The sequence below is a fragment of the Limimaricola pyoseonensis genome (assembly GCF_900102015.1).
Lineage (GTDB): Bacteria > Pseudomonadota > Alphaproteobacteria > Rhodobacterales > Rhodobacteraceae > Limimaricola > Limimaricola pyoseonensis.
The window spans coordinates 134,105-156,596 of the sequence record NZ_FNAT01000005.1; the positions used below are offsets into that span (position 1 = coordinate 134,105).

Annotated in this window: 17 protein-coding genes; 7 read left to right on the top strand and 10 right to left on the bottom strand. The window is 70.6% G+C overall.

Annotation, left to right across the window (positions count from 1 at the left end; genetic code table 11):
* Positions 1-9 precede the first annotated feature (9 nt).
* From BLT43_RS12445 to BLT43_RS12455, 3 genes are all read left to right on the top strand, one after another.
* The gene (locus tag BLT43_RS12445; protein WP_090113331.1) at positions 10-345 is read left to right on the top strand and encodes a cupredoxin domain-containing protein; all 336 of its coding nucleotides are present in this window, start codon (positions 10-12) and stop codon (positions 343-345) included.
* Positions 346-447: 102 nt separating this feature from the next.
* Entirely contained in the window at positions 448-1,599 is a 1,152-nt protein-coding gene (locus BLT43_RS12450; RefSeq protein WP_090113333.1) for a carboxylate-amine ligase, read from the top strand.
* Positions 1,600-1,637: 38 nt separating this feature from the next.
* A complete protein-coding gene (locus tag BLT43_RS12455) occupies positions 1,638-2,270 on the top strand; it encodes a hypothetical protein (RefSeq protein WP_090113335.1) in 633 nt (210 codons plus the stop codon).
* 84 nt (positions 2,271-2,354) lie between these two features.
* On the opposite strand, the gene uvrA is transcribed toward BLT43_RS12455, so the two are convergent.
* The 7 genes from uvrA to BLT43_RS12490 all read right to left on the bottom strand — a co-directional run bounded on the left by uvrA (position 2,355) and on the right by BLT43_RS12490 (position 13,855).
* A complete protein-coding gene (uvrA, locus tag BLT43_RS12460) occupies positions 2,355-5,231 on the bottom strand; it encodes an excinuclease ABC subunit UvrA (RefSeq protein WP_090113489.1) in 2,877 nt (958 codons plus the stop codon).
* Between the two features lie 205 nt (positions 5,232-5,436).
* A complete protein-coding gene (locus BLT43_RS12465; RefSeq protein WP_090113337.1) occupies positions 5,437-5,799 on the bottom strand; it encodes a peptidoglycan-binding domain-containing protein in 363 nt (120 codons plus the stop codon).
* A gap of 155 nt (positions 5,800-5,954) precedes the next feature.
* Positions 5,955-7,349 (bottom strand): dihydrolipoyl dehydrogenase, encoded by a 1,395-nt coding sequence (lpdA, locus tag BLT43_RS12470; protein ID WP_090113339.1) that lies wholly within the window; start codon positions 7,347-7,349, stop codon positions 5,955-5,957.
* A gap of 104 nt (positions 7,350-7,453) precedes the next feature.
* A complete protein-coding gene (locus tag BLT43_RS12475; RefSeq protein ID WP_090113341.1) occupies positions 7,454-8,068 on the bottom strand; it encodes a DUF924 family protein in 615 nt (204 codons plus the stop codon).
* An 85-nt stretch (positions 8,069-8,153) separates the two neighbouring features.
* Entirely contained in the window at positions 8,154-9,431 is a 1,278-nt protein-coding gene (locus BLT43_RS12480) for an MFS transporter (protein WP_090113343.1), read from the bottom strand.
* Between the two features lie 102 nt (positions 9,432-9,533).
* Entirely contained in the window at positions 9,534-10,586 is a 1,053-nt protein-coding gene (gene queA, locus BLT43_RS12485) for a tRNA preQ1(34) S-adenosylmethionine ribosyltransferase-isomerase QueA (RefSeq protein ID WP_090113345.1), read from the bottom strand.
* A complete protein-coding gene (locus tag BLT43_RS12490; protein WP_090113347.1) occupies positions 10,583-13,855 on the bottom strand; it encodes a YhdP family protein in 3,273 nt (1,090 codons plus the stop codon). The genes queA and BLT43_RS12490 overlap by 4 nt, the downstream gene beginning before the upstream one ends.
* A 181-nt stretch (positions 13,856-14,036) precedes the next feature.
* Between BLT43_RS12490 and bcp the strand changes: the two genes are divergently transcribed.
* The 4 genes from bcp (at position 14,037) to BLT43_RS12510 (ending at position 17,368) form a co-directional block, all read left to right on the top strand.
* Positions 14,037-14,510: a thioredoxin-dependent thiol peroxidase gene (gene bcp, locus BLT43_RS12495; protein ID WP_423222127.1), complete on the top strand. Its 474-nt coding sequence runs from the start codon at positions 14,037-14,039 to the stop codon at positions 14,508-14,510.
* Positions 14,507-15,334: a ferritin-like domain-containing protein gene (locus tag BLT43_RS12500; RefSeq protein ID WP_090113349.1), complete on the top strand. Its 828-nt coding sequence runs from the start codon at positions 14,507-14,509 to the stop codon at positions 15,332-15,334. The genes bcp and BLT43_RS12500 overlap by 4 nt, the downstream gene beginning before the upstream one ends.
* A gap of 212 nt (positions 15,335-15,546) precedes the next feature.
* Entirely contained in the window at positions 15,547-16,875 is a 1,329-nt protein-coding gene (locus BLT43_RS12505) for a M23 family metallopeptidase (protein ID WP_090113350.1), read from the top strand.
* Positions 16,865-17,368: a bactofilin family protein gene (locus tag BLT43_RS12510; RefSeq protein WP_090113351.1), complete on the top strand. Its 504-nt coding sequence runs from the start codon at positions 16,865-16,867 to the stop codon at positions 17,366-17,368. The genes BLT43_RS12505 and BLT43_RS12510 overlap by 11 nt, the downstream gene beginning before the upstream one ends.
* Positions 17,369-17,430: 62 nt before the next feature.
* Here the strand turns inward: BLT43_RS12510 and BLT43_RS12515 are convergent, their stop codons facing one another.
* The 3 genes from BLT43_RS12515 to BLT43_RS12525 form a co-directional block, all read right to left on the bottom strand.
* The gene (locus BLT43_RS12515; RefSeq protein WP_090113352.1) at positions 17,431-18,501 is read right to left on the bottom strand and encodes an FAD-dependent oxidoreductase; all 1,071 of its coding nucleotides are present in this window, start codon (positions 18,499-18,501) and stop codon (positions 17,431-17,433) included.
* Positions 18,502-18,631: 130 nt separating this feature from the next.
* Positions 18,632-19,756 carry a peptide chain release factor 2 gene (gene prfB, locus BLT43_RS12520; RefSeq protein ID WP_090113353.1) on the bottom strand — a complete coding sequence of 375 codons (1,125 nt, stop codon included), beginning with the start codon at positions 19,754-19,756 and terminating at the stop codon, positions 18,632-18,634.
* A gap of 95 nt (positions 19,757-19,851) precedes the next feature.
* A complete protein-coding gene (locus BLT43_RS12525; RefSeq protein ID WP_165612607.1) occupies positions 19,852-22,374 on the bottom strand; it encodes a penicillin-binding protein 1A in 2,523 nt (840 codons plus the stop codon).
* Between the last annotated feature and the right edge of the window lie 118 nt (positions 22,375-22,492).

Genomic DNA, 22,492 nt, shown 5'->3' on the forward strand with positions numbered 1-22,492 from the left:
AGACCCGCCATGCCGACCCGCCGCTCCGTCCTGTCCAGCAGCCTCGCCGCGCTCGGCGCGCTGCCCGTCCTTGTCGTCTCGGCCCGCGCCGAGGGCATGGTGCACGAGGTGACGATCCAGGGCTTCGCCTTCGTGCCCGCACGGATCAGCCTCGCGCCCGGCGACAGCGTCGTCTTCACCAATCGCGACCTCGCGCCGCACACGGTGACCGCCGAGAGCGGCGCCTTCGACAGCGGCCGGCTCGGCATGGGCCAGTCGGTGCGGATGACCTTCCCCGCCGCCGGCAGCTATCCCTATTTCTGCGCCATCCACCCGCGGATGCGCGGCGCGATCCAGGTCCGCTAGGACACGGGACCGATTCCGACAGGACACGGAACCGGTCCTGACAGGACCCGCGAACGCCGCCGCGGCGTTGGCCTGCTGCACCGCAAGCAGGAGAGCCCGCGCATGTCCGATCCGACCTTCAGCCTCGGCATTGAGGAGGAGTATCTCGTCGTCGACGCGACGACGATGGATCTCGCCGCGGTGCCCGACACCATGCTCGAGGCCGCGCGCCGGCGGCTCGGCGACCATGTCAGCCCCGAGTTCCGCGACTGCCAGATCGAGATCGGCACCTCGGTCGCGGCCGACATCGATGAAGCCCGCGCCGATCTCGCGCATCTGCGCGGCGGGCTGGCCGAGCTGGCCGAGGAGCGCGGCCTCGCGCTCGTCGCCGTCTCCTGCCACCCCTGGGCCGACCCGGAGAGCCGCGGCACCGGCCATGGCGCGCGCTACGACAAGATCGCCGAGGATATCGGCGGCATCGCCCGGCGGCTGATGACCTGCGGCATGCATGTGCATGTGGGACTGGGCGAGGACCACGACCTGCGCGCCGACCTGATGCAGCAGACGGTGTTCTTCCTGCCCTTCGTGCTGGCGCTCTCGGCCTCCTCGCCCTACTGGCGCGGCGAGGACACGCAGCTGTCGAGCTGGCGGCTCAACGTGTTCGACCAGACGCCGCGCTCGGGCCTGCCGCCGCGGATCGACAGCTGGGCCGAGTACCGCAAGATGGTCGAGACTCTGGTTGGCACCGGGATCATCGAGGACGCCTCGAAGATCTGGTGGGACCTGCGCCCGTCCGAGGCCTGGCCGACGCTCGAGACGCGGATCGCCGACGTGATGCCGCGCATGGAGGAGGCGCTGTCGGTCGCGGCCTTCGTGCAGTCGACCATCCGGATGCTGTACCGGCTGAAGACCCGCAACCAGCGCTGGCGCACCTATGAGCGCTTCCTGATCGGCGAGAACCGCTGGCGGGCGCAGCGCTACGGCACCGAGGGCACACTGATCGATCTCGGCCGCAACCGTCTGGCGCCGCTGCGCGAATTGCTGGGCGAGCTGGTCGAGATGATGTCTGAGGATGCCGACGCGCTGGGCTGCCTCGACGAGCTGCGCGGCTGCATGACGATCGCCGAGCGCGGCAACAGCGCGGCGCGCCAGCGCGCGGTCTTCGCCGCCGCGCGCGAGGCCGGGGCCGAGCCGCGCGAGGCGCTGCGCGAGGTGCTGCGCGGCGCGGCCGAGGAGTTCCGCGAAGGCGTCGGCGGGAACAGCCGCGCAGGTTGAGGTGTTTGCACCGCGAAACCGGAACGGAGATCGATCCCATGAAGACGATCGTCAAATACGGCGCGGCACTGGGCCTCGCGCTCACCCCCGCCATCGCCCCGGCCAGCCCGGACGTGATGCAGCTGCTGCAGGGCCTGACCGGCGCGCAGTCGAAGGAGATCCGCCAGATCGAGCGCGGGCTGCGCCAGGCGGCCGAGAGCGGCGACCTCGAGGCCGCGGCGCGCGTGGCGCTCGCGGCGGGCGGTGTCGCGGCGCGCGGCGCGCCGCAGCAGCAGGCCGCGGCCGCCCCTGCCCCGGCGGCGGCCCCGGAGCGCCGCTTCGCCCCCGTCGAGATCGGCCAGCGCCCGCGCGCCCGCGGCGACCTGCCCAGCACGCTGACCGCCCCGGAGGCGACGGACCCCGCGCTCGCGGCGGTGGCGACCGTCGAGGACACGCCGCCCGTCACCACGCTGCGCGACGGCCGCCGGGTCGAGACCACCAGCAGCGCCCAGATCCAGAGCGCGCCGCAGCAACCGGGCGTGACCACGGTCTCGACGGTGGACATGCAACGCACGCCGGGCGCGACCGCGACGCCCGTCACCTACCCCGCGCCCAGCGCCGGCGGCACGGCGATGGCCTCGGAACCCTTCGCGGGGGTCGAGAGCAGCTTCAGCGGGCCGACGGGCTACTGACCCACACCCGTCTGCTACGGAAAAGGGCCGGCGATCCGCCGGCCCTTTCTGCATTCGGGGACTTTGCGCCCGGGAGCGTGCGCCCTACTCCGCCGCGATCTTGCGCGGCTTCAGCATCGGCTTGAGGTAGCGCCCGGTGTGGCTGGCCTCGACCTCGCAGACCTGCTCGGGCGTGCCGGTCGCGACCAGCGTGCCGCCGCCATCGCCGCCCTCGGGGCCGATGTCGATGATCCAGTCGGCGGTCTTCACCACGTCGAGATTGTGCTCGATCACCACGACGGTGTTGCCGGCCTCGACCAGCTCGTGCAGCACCTCGAGCAGCTTGCGCACATCCTCGAAATGCAGGCCGGTGGTCGGCTCGTCGAGGATGTAGAGCGTGCGGCCCGTGGAGCGGCGCGCCAGCTCCTTCGACAGCTTCACCCGCTGTGCCTCGCCGCCCGAGAGCGTCGTCGCCTGCTGGCCGACCTTGATGTAGCCGAGACCGACGCGGCAGAGCGCGTCCATCTTCTCGCGGATCGAGGGCACGGCGGAGAAGAACTCCTGCGCGTCCTCGACCGTCATGTCGAGCACGTCGGCGATCGACTTGCCCTTGAACTTCACCTCCAGCGTCTCGCGGTTGTAGCGCTGGCCCTTGCAGGTCTCGCAGGTGACGTAGACGTCGGGCAGGAAGTGCATCTCGATCTTGATGACGCCGTCGCCCTGGCAGGCCTCGCAGCGGCCGCCCTTGACGTTGAACGAGAAGCGCCCCGGCTTGTAGCCGCGCGCCTTGGCCTCGGGCAGCCCCGCGAACCAGTCGCGGATCGGGGTGAAGGCGCCGGTATAGGTCGCGGGGTTGGAGCGCGGGGTGCGGCCGATCGGCCGCTGGTCGATGTCGATCACCTTGTCGAGATGCTCGAAGCCCTTGATGGTCTCGCAAGGCGCCGGCGCCTGCCGCGCGCCGTTGAGCTTCATCGCGGCGTTCTTGTAGAGCGTCTCGATGGTCAGCGTCGACTTGCCGCCGCCCGACACGCCGGTGACGGCGACGAACTTGCCCAGCGGGTAGTCGACCGTCAGCTCCTTGAGGTTGTTGCCGGTGGCCTTCTGGACGGTGAGCGCCTTGCCGTTGCCGGGGCGCCGCTCGGTCGGCACCGCGATCTCGCGGGTGCCGACGAGATACTGGCCGGTAACCGAATCCGGGTTGGCCATGATCTCCTGCGGCGTGCCGTGGGCGACGATGGCGCCGCCATGCACGCCCGCGCCCGGCCCCATGTCGAAGACGTAGTCGGCCTCGCGGATCGCCTCCTCGTCATGCTCGACCACGATCACCGTGTTGCCCTGGTCGCGCAGGTTCTTGAGCGTGGTCAGCAGGCGGTCGTTGTCGCGCTGGTGCAGGCCGATCGAGGGCTCGTCGAGCACGTAGAGCACGCCGGTCAGGCCCGAGCCGATCTGGGAGGCCAGCCGGATGCGCTGGCTCTCGCCGCCCGAGAGCGTGCCTGCATTGCGCGACAGCGTCAGGTAGTCGAGGCCCACGTTGTTAAGGAAGCCCAGCCGCTCGCGGATCTCCTTGAGGATGGCGCGGGCGATCTCGTTCTTCTGGTTGGTGAGCGCGGCCGGCACCGTCTCGCACCAGTCATGCGCCTCCCGGATCGACATCTGCACCACCTGGCCGACATGGCGCAGGTCCTCGCGCGACCCGATCTTCACCGCGAGCGCCTCCTCGCGCAGGCGGTAGCCGTGGCAGGTGCCGCAGGCGCGGTTGTTCTGGTACTGCTCCATCTCCTCGCGGATCCAGGCGCTGTCGGTCTCGCGGTAGCGGCGCTGCAGGTTCGGGATCACCCCCTCGAAGGGGCGCGACACCTTATAGACCCGGCCGCCATCGTCGTAGCGGAAGTCGATCTTCTCCTCGCCCGAGCCGTGCAGGAACACCTGCCGCACGTTCTCGGGCAGGTCCTTCCAGCGGGCGGTCTTGGACACGCCGTAATGCTTGGAGATCGCCTCGATGGTCTGCAGGAAATAGGGCGTCTTGCCCTTGCGCCACGGCGCGATGGCGCCGTCGGCGACCTTCAGCGTCACGTCCGGCACCACCAGCCGCTCGTCGAAGAACAGCTCGACGCCGAGGCCGTCGCAATCCGGGCAGGCGCCGAAGGGCGCGTTGAACGAGAACAGCCGCGGCTCGATCTCGGGGATGGTGAAGCCAGAGACCGGGCAGGCGAACTTCTCGGAGAAGGTGACACGCTCGGGCTCGCCCTCGCCTTTGCGCGGCGCGGTCTCGAGCACGGCGATGCCGTCGGCGAGGTCGAGCGCGGTGCGAAACGAATCCGCCAGCCGCGTCTCCAGCCCCTCGCGCACGACGATGCGGTCGACCACCACGTCGATGTCGTGGCGGAACTTCTTGTCGAGCACAGGCGGGCTCTCGAGCTCGTAAAACTCGCCGTTCACCTTGACGCGCTGGAAGCCCTGCTTGCGGAGCTCGACGAACTCCTTCTTGTACTCGCCCTTGCGGTCGCGGACGATCGGGGCGAGCAGGTAGCCGCGCGTGCCCTCCTCCATCGCCATGACCCGGTCGACCATGTCCTGCACCTGCTGCGCCTCGATCGGCTGGCCGGTGGCGGGGCTGTAGGGCGTGCCGACGCGGGCGAAGAGCAGGCGGAGATAGTCGTAGATCTCGGTGACCGTGCCGACGGTCGAGCGCGGGTTCTTCGAGGTGGTCTTCTGCTCGATCGAGATCGCCGGCGACAGGCCGGCGATATGGTCGACATCGGGCTTTTCCATCATGTCGAGGAACTGCCGCGCATAGGCCGACAGGCTCTCGACGTAGCGGCGCTGCCCCTCGGCATAGATCGTGTCGAAGGCGAGCGAGGACTTGCCCGAGCCCGACAGGCCGGTGATCACCACCAACTCGTCGCGCGGGATGTCCACGTCGACATTCTTGAGATTGTGCTCGCGCGCGCCGCGCACCTCGATCCGCTTCAGCTCGGCCATGAAGGTCCCCACCTTGGTCAAGGCCGCAAGATAGGGCTTCGGCGCCGTTTCTCCAACCTCAAAATGAGAACCTAAAGTGAACGCATGGCAGGGCTGCGCGGATCATCGCGCCCGGCGCGACCTCGCGTCGCAGGCCGGGCGACGCCCCCGCGAAACCCTGCAGGGGCGCCGGTCGCGACGATGTCGTCGCGACGGGGTCGAAGCCTCACCAGCCTCCCATGCGGGAAGGCCAGGCAAAGCGCTGATGGAACCCCATGCGGGGCGGCGCGGTGGCGCGCAGCGCCTGCGAGGGCTGGCGTGCGACATGATCGAGCAGCCGGTGCGCCAGCGCCCGGTCGAGCCGTCCCGTCACGGCCATGCCATGATCACGCTGATAGGCGGCAATCGCGGCCGCGAGACGCGGCCCCTCCCTGCCGTCGATGTCGCCCGGATCGTAACCAAGGTGATCCAGCAGCAACTGGGCGCGGGCCACCTCGGGCGGTTCCATCCCGAGGGCGGCCTGGGCGCCCGGCGCGGTCACGGCGACGCTCGCAGCGAGCGCGGCCGCGAAACAATAGGCACTGATCATGGTGGATACCCCCTCTCCCGGCAACAGCACCGGGCCGGGACACCATACCACAAAATCCCCCCGACCGGACCCGGTCGGGAGGATGTGATGCTGCGCCGCGGCGCACAGCAAGGGTGCAAGAAGGGTGCGGTAAGCGGCGCCGGGACGGCGGGGGATCAGTAGTGGATCACCCGGTCATAGGCGTCGAGCACGCTTTCATGCATCATCTCGGACAGCGTCGGATGCGGGAACACCGTCTCCATCAGCTCGGCCTCGGTGGTCTCGAGCGTGCGGCCGACGACGTAGCCCTGGATCAGCTCGGTCACCTCGGCGCCGATCATGTGCGCGCCCAGAAGCTCGCCGGTCTTGGCGTCGAACACGGTCTTGACCAGGCCCTCCGGCTCGCCCAGCGCGATCGCCTTGCCGTTGCCGATGAAGGGAAAACGCCCGACCTTGACGTCGTAGCCCAGCTCCTTGGCCTTGGCCTCGGAATAGCCCACGGAGGCGACCTGCGGCTGGCAGTAGGTGCAGCCGGCGATGCTCTCGGGCTTGACGGGATGCGGCTTCTGGCCGGCGATCAGCTCGGCCACCATGACACCTTCATGCGAGGCCTTGTGCGCGAGCCAGGGCGCGCCGGCGATGTCGCCGATGGCATAGAGCCCGTCGACGCCGGTGCGGCAGTATTCGTCGGTGATGACATGGGTGCGGTCGATCTTGACGCCCAGCTCCTCGAGGCCGAGCCCCTCGGTGTTGCCGACGATGCCGACCGCCGAGATCACGGTGTCGAACTCGTGGGTCTCGGTCTTGCCGCCCGATTCGATATGCGCCGTCACCTTGCCCTTGCCGCGGTCGAGCTGCTCGACCGTGGCCTTCTCGAGGATCTTCATCCCCTGCTTGGTGAACTGCTTCTTGGCGAAGGCCGAGATCTCGGCATCCTCGACCGGCAGGATCCGGTCCATCACCTCGACCACCGTCGTCTCGGCGCCGAGCGTGTTGTAGAAGCTAGCGAACTCGATGCCGATCGCGCCCGAGCCGATCACCAAGAGCTTCTTGGGCATCCGCGGCGGCACCAGCGCGTGGCGGTAGGACCAGACGAGGTCGCCATCGGCCTCGAGCCCGGGCAGGTTGCGGGCGCGCGCGCCGGTGGCCAGCACGATGTCCTTGGCGGTCAGCTCCTCGCTGCCCTTGTCGGTCTTGACGGTGACCTTGCCCTTGGCGGGAATGGTGGCTTCGCCCATCACCACCTCGACCTTGTTCTTCTTCATCAGGTGGCCGATGCCCGAGGAGAGCTGCTTGGCCACCCCGCGCGAGCGCTTGACCACGGCGTCGAGATCGTAGCCGACGCTCTCGGCCTTGAGCCCGAACTCCTTGGCGCGGTGCATCAGGTGAAACACCTCGGAGGAGCGCAGCATCGCCTTGGTCGGGATGCAGCCCCAGTTCAGGCAGATGCCGCCGAGATTCTCGCGCTCGACGATCGCGACCTTCTTGCCGAGCTGCGCGGCCCTGATCGCGGCCACGTAGCCGCCGGGGCCGGCCCCGATCACGATCACGTCGAAATTCCTGGCGGCCATCGGTGTCCTCCTGGCGATCCCAAAAAATTGGTTTGACGTTAAACTAGTTTCCCGAGGGCTGCCAGCCATCCGCGCTCATGGCCGCCCTGCGCCGGGCGGAAGGCTCAGTGGCCCTCCGCCTTCAGCCGCTCCAGCACCGTGCGGTAGCCGCCCGCCTCAAGAAAGGCGCGCTCGGCGCGGGTGGTCTCGCGGCCCAGCGTCTCGTTGCGATGCGGGAAGCGACCGAACTCGCGGATCACCTCGCGATGGGCGCGGGCATGCAGCAGGTTGTCCTCCGCGCCCGGCAGGCGGTCGCAGCACAGCCGCACCGCGCGGTCCTGGTCGACGAGGTTCTCGGCATGCATCAGGGGCAGGTAGAAGAACTGCCGCCCCGGCGGCACGAATTCGAGATCCCAGCCGCGGTCGATCGCGAGCTTGGCCACGGCGCGGGCCTGGTCGTCGAGCTTGAAGCTGCGGGCGTCGCCGCGGAACATGTTCCGCGCGAACTGGTCGGTGACGACGATGTAGGCCAGCGCGCCGCGCGGCTCGGTCAGCCAATGCCCCAGCTCGCCGGCCTCGGCCCGGTGCCAGAAGGTCTCGAAGCGGTCGCGGATCGTCGCGTCGAGCGCGTCGTCCTGGATGTACCACTGCTTTTCCTCGACCTCCTCGAGCCAGAAGGTCAGCACCTTCTCGGCCTCGGTCGGCGCCTCGGCGGCCGATGTGACGGGGGTGGCGGTCATGGCGTCCTCCTGATCCGTGTCCGGAACAACCTGCCCCATCCCCGCGCCGGGTCAAGCATCGTGACGGGCCCGCGCGGCCCGCCGCCTAGGCCGCGTGGTCGCGCCCCTCCTCCTGCTGCTCGATCTCGTGCTCGATATAGACCTCCTGCGCGACCTCGAGCACCACCGGCGTCGCGGTCTGGGTGACCGGCGCGTAGGAGACGGTGTCGCCCACCTCGACGCCGCGATCGGGGCGGCGCAGCATCCGCCAGGCGGCGTAGCCCGCGAGGCCCAGCATCAGGAAGGCGATGAAGGCCCAGAAGCCCGCCGGGCCGATGTTGTCGAGCATCCAGCCCACCACGATCGGGCCGGCGATCGCGCCGGTGCCGTTGATCAGCAGCAGCCCGCCCGAAGCCGCCGCCATGTCCTCGCGGTCGAGATAGTCGTTGGCATAGGCGATGAGCAGCGCGTAGAGCGGGTTGGAGCTGCCGCCGACCACCGCCGCCGAGACGAGGATCAGCGCGTATTGCCCCGGCAGCATGACCGAGAGCATCGCGCCCAGGCCCCCCACCGCCGAGAGGCCGAGGATCAGCCAGCGCCGGTCGATCCGGTCCGACAGCCAGCCGATCGGGAACTGCAGCACCAGCGCGCCGACATAGGTGACCGAGACCAGCAGCGAGATCTGCGCCACCGACAGCCCGGCGCGCGCGCCGTAGACCGCCGACATGCCGAACTGCGCGGCGAAGACGCCGCCCAAGAGGAACATGCCCATGCAGGCCAGCGGCGAGGCCTCGATCAGCCGCTTGAGCGGCAGCGGCTTGGTGGTGGTGAAGACCGGCGCCGGGCTGACCGACAGAAGGATCGGCGCGAAGGCCATCGACACCAGCACCGAGGGGATGATGAAGATCACGAAGCCCGACACGTCGCCCAGCGTGACGAGGTACTGGGCCATGACGATGCCGGCCATCTGCACGATCATGTAGAGCGACAGCGCCTTGCCCCGGCTCTCGTTCGAGGCGGCGTCGTTGAGCCAGCTCTCGGCGGTGATGTAGACGCCGCAGAAGCAGAAGCCGATGGCGACCCGTCCCAGCGTCCAGGCCCAGGGCTCGGTCAGGGTCGGGTAGAGGATCAGCACCGCCGAGATGGTCGAGCCCAGCGCCGCGAAGACCCGGACATGGCCGACCCGGCGGATCATCATCGGCGCGTAGCGCGAGGCGAAGAGGAAGCCCGCGAAATAGGCCGACATGATCACCGACATCTCGAGCGTCGAGAAGCCCTCGATCTCGCCGCGCAGGCCCAGCAGCGTGCCCTGCAGGCCGTTGCCGATCATCAGCATGAACATGCCGAGCAGAAGCGCCCAGGAGCTCCCGAGTACCTGAATCATCGCCTTGTCCTTTCCGCCGGCTGCCGCCCGGCTAGCGGGGCCGGCCGCCCCCATCTGTCCACGTAGCGACGATTCGCTGCGGTTTTGCGAACGGGCCGCGTCTCAGCCGCGCGGCAGCAGCAGCGAGGCGTCGCCATACGAGAAGAACCTGTAGCGCTCGGCGATCGCGTGACCATAGATCGCCCGGATCCGGTCCATGCCCATCATCGCCGAGACCAGCATCATCAGCGTCGATTTCGGCAGGTGGAAATTGGTCATCAGCCCGTGCGCCACGCGGAACTCGAAGCCCGGCGTGATGAAAATGTCGGTCTCGCCGCGCCAGGGCCCGATCTGGCCGCCCTGCGCCGCGCTCTCGATCAGCCTGAGCGCGGTGGTGCCCACGGGGATGATCCGCCCGCCCGCGGCGCGGGTGGCGGCGATCTCGGCCGCGGCGGCCTCGGTCACCTCGCCCCATTCGGCATGCATCCGGTGCTCGGAGATGTCGTCGACCTTGACCGGCAGGAAGGTGCCCGCGCCGACATGCAGCGTGACATGGGTGAAGGAGACGCCGCGCGCCTCGAGCGCCGCCATCAGCGCCGCGTCGAAATGCAGCGAGGCGGTGGGCGCGGCCACGGCGCCGGGGCGCGCGGCCCAGACGGTCTGGTAATCCTCGCGGTCGGCCTCGTCGGCCGGGCGCTTGGCGGCGATGTAGGGCGGCAGCGGCATCGCGCCGACCTGCTGCAAAGCGCGGTCGAAGGCGTCGCCCTCGAGGTCGAAGCGCAGCACCCCCTGCCCCTCGTCGCGGGCCACCAGCTCGGCCGAGAGCCGGTCGGAGAACTCGATCACCTCGCCCTCGCGCAGCTTCCGCAGGGGCTTGATCAGCGCGGTCCAGGTGCCGTCGGGGCGCGGGGTGAGCAGCGTCACCTCGATCCGGGCCTGCCCCTCGCCCTCGGCGCCGGGGCGGGTGCGCAGCCCCGAAAGCCGCGCCGGGATCACCTTGGTGTCGTTCAGCACCAGCCGGTCGCCCGGGCGCAGGATCTCGGGCAGGTCGTAGACGTGGCGGTCGTCGATCGCGTCGCCGCGCGCCAGCAGCAGCCGGGCCGAGCTGCGCGGCTTGGCCGGCCGCGTCGCGATCAGCTCCTCGGGCAGGTCGAAGTCGAAATCCGAAAGCTTCATCGGGCTGTCTCCTGGCGGGTCGGCACGGGCCGGCGGAAGATCTCGCGGAACATCCCCGGCGTCAGCGCCGAGAGCGGGTTGACCGAGACCGCCGGGTCCTCGGGCGTGCCGCGCAGCGTGTAGTTGAAGCCGATCAGCCCCTCGCCCGGGCGGGTCAGCAGCGAACCGATGCCGTTGAGGATGTAGAAGGGGGACACCACGCCACGGAACTCCATCTGCCGGGATGCGAGGCTGTAGGCCCCGTCGAGGGAAATGCCAAGGCCCGGCCCCACCGCGCTCGACTGCGCGATGGTCAGGGTCTGCGGCGTGATGCGGAAATCGGCGCGAATGCGGTCGAAGGCAAGACCCCGGCCGTCGAGTTGCTGCAGCAGACCGACGATCGAGGCGGCGTCGAGCAGCTGCGCGATGGCGGGCGCGTCGCGCACCCGAAGCCCCGCGACCGACAGCTCGCCCGAGTAGTGCCCCGGCGGCCCCTCGGGCAGCAGCGCGAGGTCGAGCGCGCCGCCCGTCGCGGTGCCGTAGAGCCCGGCCGAGCGCAGCACCGCGCCCGCATCGGGCCCGGTGATCCGCACCGCCGCGCCGTCGGCCTCCGGCACCACCAGCCCCGAGACCGGCGCGCCGCCATTGACCTCTGCCTCGAACCGGCCCGAGAAGCCGCCCACGGTCGAGAAATCGCCGCGCAGTCCGGTCAGGGCGATGGCGTCGGTCACGCGCAGCCGGTCGAGCGCGAGGCGGATCGGCCCGCCCGCCCCGCCGCCGCCCTTGCCGAAGCTGGCGCGGCGCAGGTCGAGCGCGCCGGAGCCGATCTCGACGCCCACCGTCTCGCCCGGGCCGCGGCCGACGAGATCGGCCGAGACGTCGAGCCAGTCCGACAGCCGCAGCCGCGAGAAGCTGGCGCGCTCGAGACCGCCCTCGGGGCGCAGGCTCAGCGATCCGCGCGCCGAGAGCCCGCCCGCGTCGAGCGCGATCCGGTCGATGCGGGGCGTGGCCCCGAGCGTCCCCGCGATCTCCAGGTCGCCGGTGGTGCCGGGCGCGAGCCGCCAGCCCAGCGCCGGGATCGCGAGGCCGATGCCGTCGAGCCGGCTCGACAGCACCACCTCGGGCGGCGCGCCCTTGGCCAGCGTCATAGCGACATCGGCGCGGCCCTCGCCGCTCAGCGTGCCGTCGGGCAGCGCGATGCCGAAGGTGTCGAGGAAGCGCTGCGAGACCTCGACCGTGCCGTCGAGCCGCGCCGCCCCCGCGCCGGGGCCGAGCGGCTGGCGGAAGGCGACATCGGCGGGCAGGCCGTCGATCGTCACCGGCCCCGCGACCTCCAGCGCGTCGCGGCCGACCGCGACGTCGAGCCGCCCGGCGGCGACGCGGCGGCCGGGCACGATGCGGTCGCTTTCCACGTCGCTGAGTTCGCCCGCGACATTCCAGTCGATCTCCTCGGGGCTCGCCGGCTTGCCGAGCGGCAGGGCGATGGCGGCGCTGGCGCGGGCGCGGCCATCGATCAGGTCGACCGGCTGGTTCGCCTTGGTCATGAAGCGGAAGGGCGGCTGGTCGATCAGCAACAGCATCGCCGTGACCGGCCCCTCGGCCTCGAGCGCGATCTTTGCATCGGGGCGCGGGCCGCCCAGCTCGGGGATGGTGAAGCTGCTGCCGGCGAGATCGACGCGCCCGCCCTCGGGCGCCTCGGCCCCGCCGCCGGTGAGCGTGACCGAGAAGGTCTTGCCGCCGAGGCTCGCATGGCCGCGCGCCTGCGTGATCGGCGGCAGCCCGTCGAGCGGGCGCACGGTGGCGCCCTCGAAGCTTTGCGTCAGGCCGATCTCGGGCTGCTGGCCGGGCCGGATGCGCAGCGCGGCAGAGACGTCGCGCATCTCGCCCGCCTCGATCCGGGTGGCGATCCAGTCGCGGGTGCGCGGCTTCGCGGGTTCGGGCCAGAAATCGAGCAGGCGTTCGGGCGTCAGCCGGTCGACTTCCGCGTCGAGCGCGGCGTGCCAGCCGTCGTCGCGGTAATCCAGCCGCCCCGAGCCGCCGAGCCGCGCGCCGGTCTCGGTGTCGGTGGCGCCGAAGCCGCCGATCTCGAGCCCGAAGGGCCGCGCGCGCAGCCGCAGGTCGAGCCAGCCCTCCTCCAGCGCCACCGGCGCCGGCAGCGCGCCCAGCGGGTCGAGCGTGAGCCCCGCCAGCGACAGCTGCGCCACCAGCGCGCCGGGCCAGCCGTCACGCATCTCGCGCAGCCAGGCCTTGCCGCGCCCGTCGAGATGCACCCTCTCGCCGTCGATCGCGATCTCGTCGAAGGCGATCTCGTCGCGGTTCGGGTCGAAGCGCATGTAGAGACGGGCACTGTCGAAGCGCAGCGCATCCGCCCCGGCCCCGCCCGGCGCCACCGCGCCCGCGCCGATCCTGAGCGCTGCGCTGAAGGGCCCTGGGCGGCCGTCGATGCCGATCCGGCCCGACAGAGCGGCCGAGAGCGGCGCGTCGAGCACCGACAGGAAGCTCAGCGCCGGGTGCTGGGTGGCGAGGTCGGAGCTCGGCGCCCGGTCGATGCGGACCGAGACCTCGGCGTCGTCGGCGCCGTCGGCGCGCTCGTACCCCACGGCCAGCGCGGTGGCGTAGTCGCGTCCCGACAGGATCGACATCCGACCCGACAGGTCGGTGCGGCCGCCGCGCAGGTCGATCGCGAGGCGGCCGTCATCGGCGGTCCAGCTGCGGCCGGCGCGGGCATCGGCGTAGTTGATCACCAGCGCCTCGGCCCGGACCTGCTCGAGCGCGGCGAGCGCCGGGCGGTCGAGCACCAGATCGACCTGCCGCAACAGCCCGGCGAGGCCGCTGGCGCGGCCGTCCTCGACCACGATCGCGGGGCCGGGATCGCGCTCGAAGCTGACCGCCACCCGGCCGTCCGTGTCGCGCCTGAGCCCGATCTCCGCGCCGCGCAGCACCACCTCCTGCGCCAGCGCCTGCCGCTCGAACAGCAGCCCGCGCGGGCTGACCAGCGCCTCGACCTCCGGCACGCGCGCCAGCACCGCGCCCGAGGCGTCGCGCAGCACCGTGTCGCGCAGGCCGATGCGCGGATGCAGGTCGGTGCCGAGCGTCAGGGTGATCGCGCCGAAATCGACCGCGCCCCCCGCCAAAAGCGCGTCGGCCTGCGCCTCGACCCGCGCGGTGATCCAGCTCGGCGCGGTGACGGTCTGGCCGATCAGCAAGAGCGGAAACACCAGCGCCATGGCGGCCGGCAGCGCCACCAGCGTCATCCCGACCCCGATCGCCGCGCGCAGCAGCGAAGCCACCCGGCCGCCGCGCGACCCGCGCGGCGCGGCGCGTTTCGGCCCCGTTCGGGGCGGTTGGCTCCTTGGCCTCGTCACATGGTGCTGCAAGACAGGCCGGGGCCCCTTGATTTCCTCGCCCCCACCGTAGAGTCCTCTGACGGCGGTGACCACCGCCTGCCGATCACGAGCGAGAGGACGCGCCATGAGCCACCAGATGCCGGAACCGGGACAGGACGCCCCCGACTTCACCCTGCCGCGCGACGGCGGCGAGGAGGTCAGCCTCTCGGCGCATCGCGGCGCACCGGTGGTGCTGTATTTCTACCCGCGCGACGACACCTCGGGCTGCACCAAGGAGGCGCAGGGCTTCACCGAGCACATGCCCGAGTTCCAGCTTGCCGGGGCGCGGGTGCTGGGCGTGTCGAAGGACAGCATCGCCAAGCACGAGAAGTTCCGCGACAAGTACGGCCTCGCCGTGGCGCTTCTGTCGGATGCCGAGAGCGACGTGTCCGAGCGCTACGGCGTCTGGGTCGAGAAGAAGATGTACGGCAAGACCTTCATGGGCATCCAGCGCGCCACCTTCCTGATCGACGCCGAGGGCAAGGTCGCGAAGGTCTGGCCCAAGGTGAAGGTCGCGGGCCATGCCGAGGAGGTCCTCGACGCGGTGCGCGCGCTATGAGCCCGACGCTCACCGAGCTGGCGGTCGAGGTGCTGAGCACCGCCGACGGGCGCGAGAAGACCGCGCGCAGCCACGCGGCGGCGAAGCTCTGGCGCGACAGCCGCGCGGCGGGCACGCCGCTGGAGATCGGCGGCGCGACGCCGCCCGACCGCCCGGCCCGGCCGGCGCGGCCCGAGCTTCTGGCGCCGCGCGACATGCCCAAGCGCCGGCCCGGCTCCGAGCATGGCCGGATCGCGCTGATCCACGCCGTCGCGCATATCGAGCTGAACGCCGTCGACCTGCACTGGGACGCGGTGGCGCGCTTCGCCGCGACGCCGCTGCCCATGGGCTATTTCGACGACTGGGTGCAGGCGGCGGACGAGGAATCGAAGCACTTCAACCTGCTCTGCGACCGGCTGGAGAGCTTGGGCAGCCATTACGGCGCCCTGCCCGCCCATGCCGGCATGTGGCGCGCGGCCGAAGACACGGCGGGCGACCTGATGGCGCGGCTCGCGGTGGTGCCGATGGTGCTCGAGGCGCGCGGGCTCGACGTGACGCCGGGCATGATCGACATCTTCCGCAAGGCCGGCGATCCCGACACCGTCGCGGCGCTCGAGATCATTTACGCAGAGGAAGTCCACCACGTCTCCTACGGCTCGAAGTGGTTCCATTTCCTGTGCGGGCGGCACGACCTCGACCCCGCGCCGGTGTTCCGCGACCTCGTGCGCCGGCATTTCCACGCCAAGCTCAAGCCGCCCTTCAACGAGGAAAAGCGCGCCGAGGCCGGGCTGCCGCCCGACTTCTACTGGCCGCTCGCCGAGGAGGCCGAGCAGGGCCGTCGCTGAAAAAGGCAAGCGAATTCGAGAGTTGCACTGACGCAACAGTGCCACACGGGCTTCGGTTTCGGCGGGAATCCGCCACTTTTGGGCCATGGTCGGCTGAGCGCCCCCGATCCCGGCCAAAGCTGTTGCGAGGCCGGGACCCGGTCGGTAACACCTCCGTGGCGGCACTCTCGAAAAATGGGAGGCTGTGACCGGGGCAACACGGGGACAGACGGGTGCGGATCAAGCTGGCACAGAAACTTCACGCGGCGCTCGAGCGCCGGTTTCCCGAGAAGCGTCTCTTCCTGCGCTCCGACACCGAGACCCGGTTCATCCGGCTGCACCCCTCGACCCAGCTGGTCGCATGGGCGGGCGCGACGCTCACCGTGGGATGGACCATCACCGCCACCGCGATCGTGCTGATGGATTCGATCGGGGCGGGCAATTTCCGCGCCCAGGCGCAGCGCGACCAGATGATCTACGAGGAGCGGCTGAACGCCCTGTCGCAGGAGCGCGACCTGCGCGCCAGCGAAGCCGCCGCCGCGCAGGAGCGTTTCTCCGCCGCGCTGGAGACCATCTCGAACATGCAGAGCGAGCTTCTGGCCTCGGAAGAGCGCTCGCGCGAGATGGAAACCGGCCTCGGCGTGGTGCAGGGCGCGCTGCGCCGCACCATGCTCGAGCGCGAGACCGCGCGCGAGGCGGCCGAGCGGCTCGAACTGGCGCTGGCCGAGGGCGGCAGCCTGCCCGGCGGCGCCGACGCGCAGGCGATCGAGAACACGCTCGACATCCTGTCGGGCGCGCTGGCCGACACCGCCGAGGAGCGCGACAGCCTCGCCGAGGACGCCGAGCTGGCCTTCGAGCAGGCCAACGAGCTGCAGCTCGAGCTGCGGCTGATGACCGAGCGCAACGACGAGATCTTCCGCAAGCTCGAGGAGGCGATGACCGTCTCGGTCGAGCCGCTGGGCGACATGTTCCGCGCCGCCGGCATGGACCCCGACAGCATGCTCAAGCAGGTCCGCAAGGGCTATTCCGGCATCGGCGGCGGCGCGCTGACGCCGATCCAGTTCTCGACCATGGGCGGCCATGCCGGCCACGGCGCGCATGACGCCGAGCGCGCCAACGCCCTGCTCGACCGGATGGACGAGATCAACCTCTACCGCATCGCCGCCGAGAAGGCGCCCTTCGGCAACCCGGTGAACGCCTCCTACCGCTTCACCAGCGGCTTCGGCCAGCGCTGGGGCCGGCTGCATGCCGGTGCCGATTTCGCGGCCCCGATCGGCACCCCCGTGGTCGCCACCGCCGACGGCGTGGTGACCGAGGCGGGCTGGGCCTCGGGCTATGGCCGCCTGATCAAGATCCAGCACGAGTTCGGGATCGAGACCCGTTACGCGCACCTGAACAAGATCCGGGTCAAGGTCGGCCAAAGGGTATCGCGCGGCGATCGGATCGGTGATATGGGCAACTCCGGACGATCGACCGGACCCCACCTCCATTACGAGGTGCGCGTCGGGGGGACTCCCGTCAATCCCATGACCTACATACGAGCTGGAAAAGATGTTTTCTAAGAGCAAGATCAACGAGCCCGGACCGAGGACAGCCGAAGGGACCCCCCAGATGGACGCGCCGACCAAGCCCGCGCAGCCGCAGGGCCAGCAAGACTACCGCCCCGCCGCCCCCAAGGCCAAGCCGCCCGCCTCGGTGCTGTCGGCCGACCTGCACATCAAGGGCAACATCAAGACCACCGGTGACATCCAGGTCGAAGGCCAGATCGAGGGCGACATCCGCGCCCACCTGCTGACCGTCGGCGAGGGCGCCACCGTCAAGGGCGAACTGGTCGCCGACGACGTGGTGATCAATGGCCGCATCGTCGGCCGGGTGCGCGGCCTCAAGGTCCGCCTCACCTCGACCGCCCGGGTCGAGGGCGACATCATCCACAAGACCATCGCGATCGAGAGCGGCGCGCATTTCGAGGGCTCGGTGCAGCGGCAGGACGACCCGCTGAACAACACCGGCACGCCGAAGCCGCTGCCGAAGCCCTCGCTGGACGAGCAGAGCTGACGCGGACCTTCGGGATCACGGGATGACGGGCGCGCCGGGAGACCGGGGCGCCCGTTTCCGTTTCAGCCGTAGAGGAAGTTCGACGCCAGCCGCGCCCTGAGCGGCGGCAGCGTCGTCGCCAGCCGCAACAGGCCCAGCGTCGCCAGCCGCGCCGCGTGGCTGCGCGCGGTCACCACGCGGCGCATCCGTTCGGCCCCGGCGATGATCCGGGCGTCCGCGCGCCGGCGCGCCGCGCCATAGCCGTCGATCTCGCCCACCACCAGCCGCTCGGCCAGTTCGCAGGCATCGGCGATGCCGAGATTCATGCCGCGCCCGCCCGCCGGCGAATGCGAATGCGCCGCGTCGCCCGCCAGAAGCACCCGCCCCGCCCGGAACCGCTCGGCCATGCGCAGCGCGACGCGGAACTGGCCGCTGTCATGCCGCGCCGCGACCGTGACGCCGAACGGCTCGGCGGCGAGCGCGTCCTCGGTGTTGGAGATCATCCGCACCCGCGCGCCGCCCAGAGGCACCACGGCGGCCAGGCGGCCCTCGGGCAAGAGCGCCAGCGCCACGCGGTCGCGATGCGGCCAGCCGGGCGCGTCGATGTCGGCGATCGACCAGACATCCGGCAGGCGGTGGCCGGGATAGCCGATCGCCACGGCCTCGCGCACCCGGCTATGCGTGCCGTCGGCGCCCACCAGCCAGCCGCCCCGCGCCTCGCTGCCATCCGACAGCGTCACCCGGACGCCGCCTTCGTCCTGCGCCACGCCCGTCACCTCGCAGCCGCGCCGCAAGGTGCCGCCATGGCGCTCGAGCGCGGCGGCGAGGATCGCCTCTGTGCGGTCCTGCGGCAGGCCGAACATGTGGCGCCGGCCGAAGCGCTCGGGCCGGGCGGCGTCGAAATCGAGCGTGGTCCAGACCCGGTCGCCGCGGTAGAGCACGAGGCCGCGATAACTGACACCTTCCGCCAGGAGCGCGGCGGTGACGCCGGAGGGCTCCAGCCGCTGCAGGCTTTCGGGGTTGATGCCGACCGCGCGCGACAGCGGCGAGGGCGCGGTGCGCTTCTCGAACACCGTCACCTCGACGCCGCGCCGGGCCAGCTCCACCCCGGCGGTGAGACCGGTCGGTCCGGCGCCGCAGATCAGCACCTTCATCGGCTTTCCTCCCCCGCGCCAGTCTAGGGAGGCGCGGGCCGGCCGGGCAAGACGCGGCGCGCGAAGGGGCAGATGCGGGACCGGGGCTCCGCCCCGGACCCCGGAGTATTTCGGGAGTGAAGTCGGGGCGTCAGTCCTCGGATGTCGCCTCGGCGCGGCTCTTGCCCGAGACCTGCCCCGCCAGCGTCGCCGCCATGAAGCCGTCGAGATCGCCGTCGAGCACGCCCTGCGTGTCCGAGGTCTCGTGGCCGGTGCGCAGGTCCTTCACCATCTGGTAGGGCTGCAGCACGTAGGAGCGGATCTGGTTGCCCCAGCCGGCATCGCCCTTGGCGTCGTGCTGGGCGTTGATCTCGGCGTTGCGGCGGTCGAGCTCCTGCTGGTAGAGCCGCGACTTCAGCGCCTTCATCGCGATGTCGCGGTTCTGGTGCTGCGACTTCTCCGACGAGGTCACGACGATGCCCGTGGGCAGGTGGGTGATCCGCACCGCCGAGTCGGTGGTGTTCACGTGCTGGCCGCCCGCGCCCGAGGAACGGTAGGTGTCGACCCGGATGTCGGAGGGGTTCACCTCGATCTCGATGTTGTCGTCGACCACCGGGTAGACCCAGACCGAGGCGAAGGAGGTCTCGCGCGTGCCCTTGCCGAAGGGCGAGATGCGCACCAGCCGGTGCACGCCGCTCTCGGATTTCAGCCAGCCATAGGCGTTGGGGCCGGTGATCTTGTAGGCGACCGACTTGATGCCGGCCTCGCCGCCGGCCTCCTCGGACTGCATCTCGACTTCGTAGCCACGCTTCTCGGCCCAGCGCACATACATGCGCTGCAGCATCTGCGCCCAGTCGCAGGCCTCGGTGCCGCCCGCGCCGGCATTGATCTCGAGGAAGGTGTCGTTGCCGTCGGCCTCGCCGTCGAGCAGCGCCTCGAGCTCCTTGGCGCGGGCGGCCTCGCGCAGCGACTTCAGCGCCGCCTCGGCCTCGGCCACGATCTCCTCGTCACCCTCCATCTCGCCCATCTCGATCAGCTCGGCATTGTCCTTGAGCTGCTGGGCGATCGAATCATAGGTGCCGATCTTGTCGACCAGCATCTGCCGCTCGCGCATCAGCTTCTGCGCCGCGGCCGGGTCGTCCCACAGCGTCGGGTCCTCGACCCGGGCGTCGAACTCCTCGAGCCGGTGCGCCGCGGTCTCGCGGTCCATGCGCTTGGCCAGCAGCGCGAGCGACTTCTCGATGGCGGCGATGTTGGCTTGCGTCTCTGCGCGCATGATCGGTTCTCTCGCAATGGCGGAATTGAGGGGCGTGATAGCGCGCCCCTCGGCTCCCGGCAAGCCGGGCGCGCCGCGTGACGGCGCGCCGAAGCCTAGTAGAGCCCGCCCGAGGACAGCGTGCCGAAGCTGGCCTTGGGGCCGACCGTGGCGGTGCCGCCGGTCGACTTGGTGACCTGCTTGGCCGGCTGCGAACCGCCGACCTCGTCATAGAGCGGCAGGTCGCCCGACATCTCGAAGCCGCCGTCGAAGGCCACGCCGAAGAGCGGCTCCTCGCCGATGCGGAAGCATTCCGAGATCACGTTGTCGCCCGAGGCGCTGTCGGGCAGACGCGCGCCGGAAAAGCGGTCGATCTTGATGAACTGGCACTCGTCGGGGACCGGGAACTGGGTGCCGCCGAAGCGGTCGATCGCGCGGCGCATGAAGCTTTCGAACACCGGGCCGCAGATGCCGCCGCCCGAGGCGCCCGAACCCAGCGAGCGCGGGTTGTCGTAGCCGATGTAGCAGCCCGCCACGATGTTCGACGAGAAGCCCACGAACCAGACGTCCTTGGCGTCGTTGGTGGTGCCGGTCTTGCCGGCGATCGGCACCGGCAGGTTGATGCCGCGCGCGGTGCCGCGCTGCACGACCCCCTCCATCATCGAGGTCAGCTGGTAGGCGGTGACCGCGTTCATGATCCGCTCGCGGTTCGACTGGATCGTCGGCGCCTCGCCCGCCGGCAGGGCGGCCAGCGTGCAGTCGACGCAGTTGCGCTGGTCGTGGCGGTAGAGCGTGCGGCCGTAGCGGTCCTGCACCCGGTCCACCAGCGTCGGCTCGACCCGCTCGCCGCCATTGGCGAACATCGCGTAGGCCGCGACCATCTGGTAGAGCGTCGTCTCCTGCGAGCCCAGCGCGTTCGACAGGTAGGGGCCGAGATCGTCGTAGACGCCGAAGCGCTCGCCGTAATCGGCCACCGTGTCCATGCCGACCTCCTGCGCGAGGCGGATCGTCATGATGTTGCGCGACTGCTCGATGCCGGTGCGCAGCGGCGTCGGCCCGTAGAAGCGGTTCGAGGCGTTCTGCGGCCGCCACATGCCCTGCGGCGTGTTGATCTCGATCGGCGCGTCGACGACAATCGTCGCGGGCGTGTAGCCGCTGTCGAGCGCGGCGGCATAGACGAAGGGCTTGAAGGACGAGCCGGGCTGGCGCTGCGCCTGGGTGGCGCGGTTGAACACGCTGTCCTGGTAGGAGAAGCCGCCCTGCATGGCGAGCACCCGGCCGGTGTTGACGTCCATCGCCGCGAAGGCGCCCTGCACCTGCGGCACCTGCCGCAGGCTCCAGCGGATGAAGCTGCCGTCGCTGTCCGAGGTCATCCGGCGCACCAGCACCACGTCGCCCACCTCGAAGTTCTCGAAGAAGTCGCCGCGCATCCAGGCGATGTCGTCGCGCGGCACGACATGCGGCTCGCTGCCGTCATCGGCCAGCCCCTCGATGCCGAGGCGCAGCTGGTTCTCCTCGACCGCCATGACCACAGCCGGGCGCCACTCGCCCTCGAGCGTCACGTCGCGCGGCACGTCGGCCTCCGACAATGCCTTGCGCCATGCGACCTCGTCCCCGAGCGTCTCGACCGGGATCGTCTCGCCGGTGCCGCGCCAGCGGCCCAAGCCCCGGTCGTACTGCTCGAGCGCACGCTGCAGCGCATGCGCGGCCTCGGTCTGCAGCTCGTCGTCGATGGTGGCGCGCACCGACAGGCCGCCCGAGAAGAACTCCTCCTCGCCGAACTCGGCCGACAGCTGGCGGCGGATCTCGTCGGTGAAGTAGTCGCGCGGCGGCAGCGCCGAGCGGAAGCTGTCGATGTCGCCCGACTGCACGGTGTTGAGCGGGCGGCCGCGCTCCTCGCGGTAGACCGCCTCCTCGATGTAGCCGTCCTCGGCCATGCGGCGCAGCACGTAGTTGCGGCGGTTCACCGCGTCCTCGTATTGCCGCACCGGGTGCAGGTTGCCGGGCCGCTGCGCCAGCGCCGCGAGATAGGCCGCCTCGCCCGGCGCGAGCCGCGACAGCGGCTTGTTGAAGTAGCTCTGCGCGGCGGCGGTGACGCCGTAGGAGTTTTGCCCGAGGAAGATCTCGTTCAGATACAGCTCGAGGATGCGCTCCTTGTCCATCGCGCCCTCGATCCGGACCGCGAGGATCAGCTCCTTGATCTTGCGCTCGATCGTGCGCGAGCCGTCGAGCAGGAAGTTCTTCATCACCTGCTGGGTGATGGTCGAGGCGCCGCGCAGCTCCTGCCCGCGCGAGCGCACCGCCTCGACGCCGGCGGCGACGATGCCCTTCACGTCGAAGCCGCCATGGCGGTAGAAGTTCTGGTCCTCGGCCGAGACGAAGGCGTGCTTGACCAGCTCGGGGATCTCCTCGGCCGGGGTGAACAGCCGCCGCTCGGTGGCGAACTCGTCGAGAATCCGGCCCTCGCCGTCATAGACCCGGCTGATCGTCGCCGGCGTGTACTGCGCCAGCACCTCGTGGCTGGGCAGGTCGCGGCCATAGACGTAGAAGATCGCGCCGAGGGTCAGCGCACCCATGGCGAGGCCGAGCGTCAGCATCGAGAAGATGCCGCCGAGGAAGGACATGAGAAAGCGCAGCAAGGGAGGTCTCCGGGAAGGCTCGGGCGCTTATAGGCCTCGCGGCGGGTCGGGTCAAAACCGCAAGGCTTGAAATCGGCGCGAAAACGCCGGAACAGGGGGTCACGCTTTGGCGAGGGGA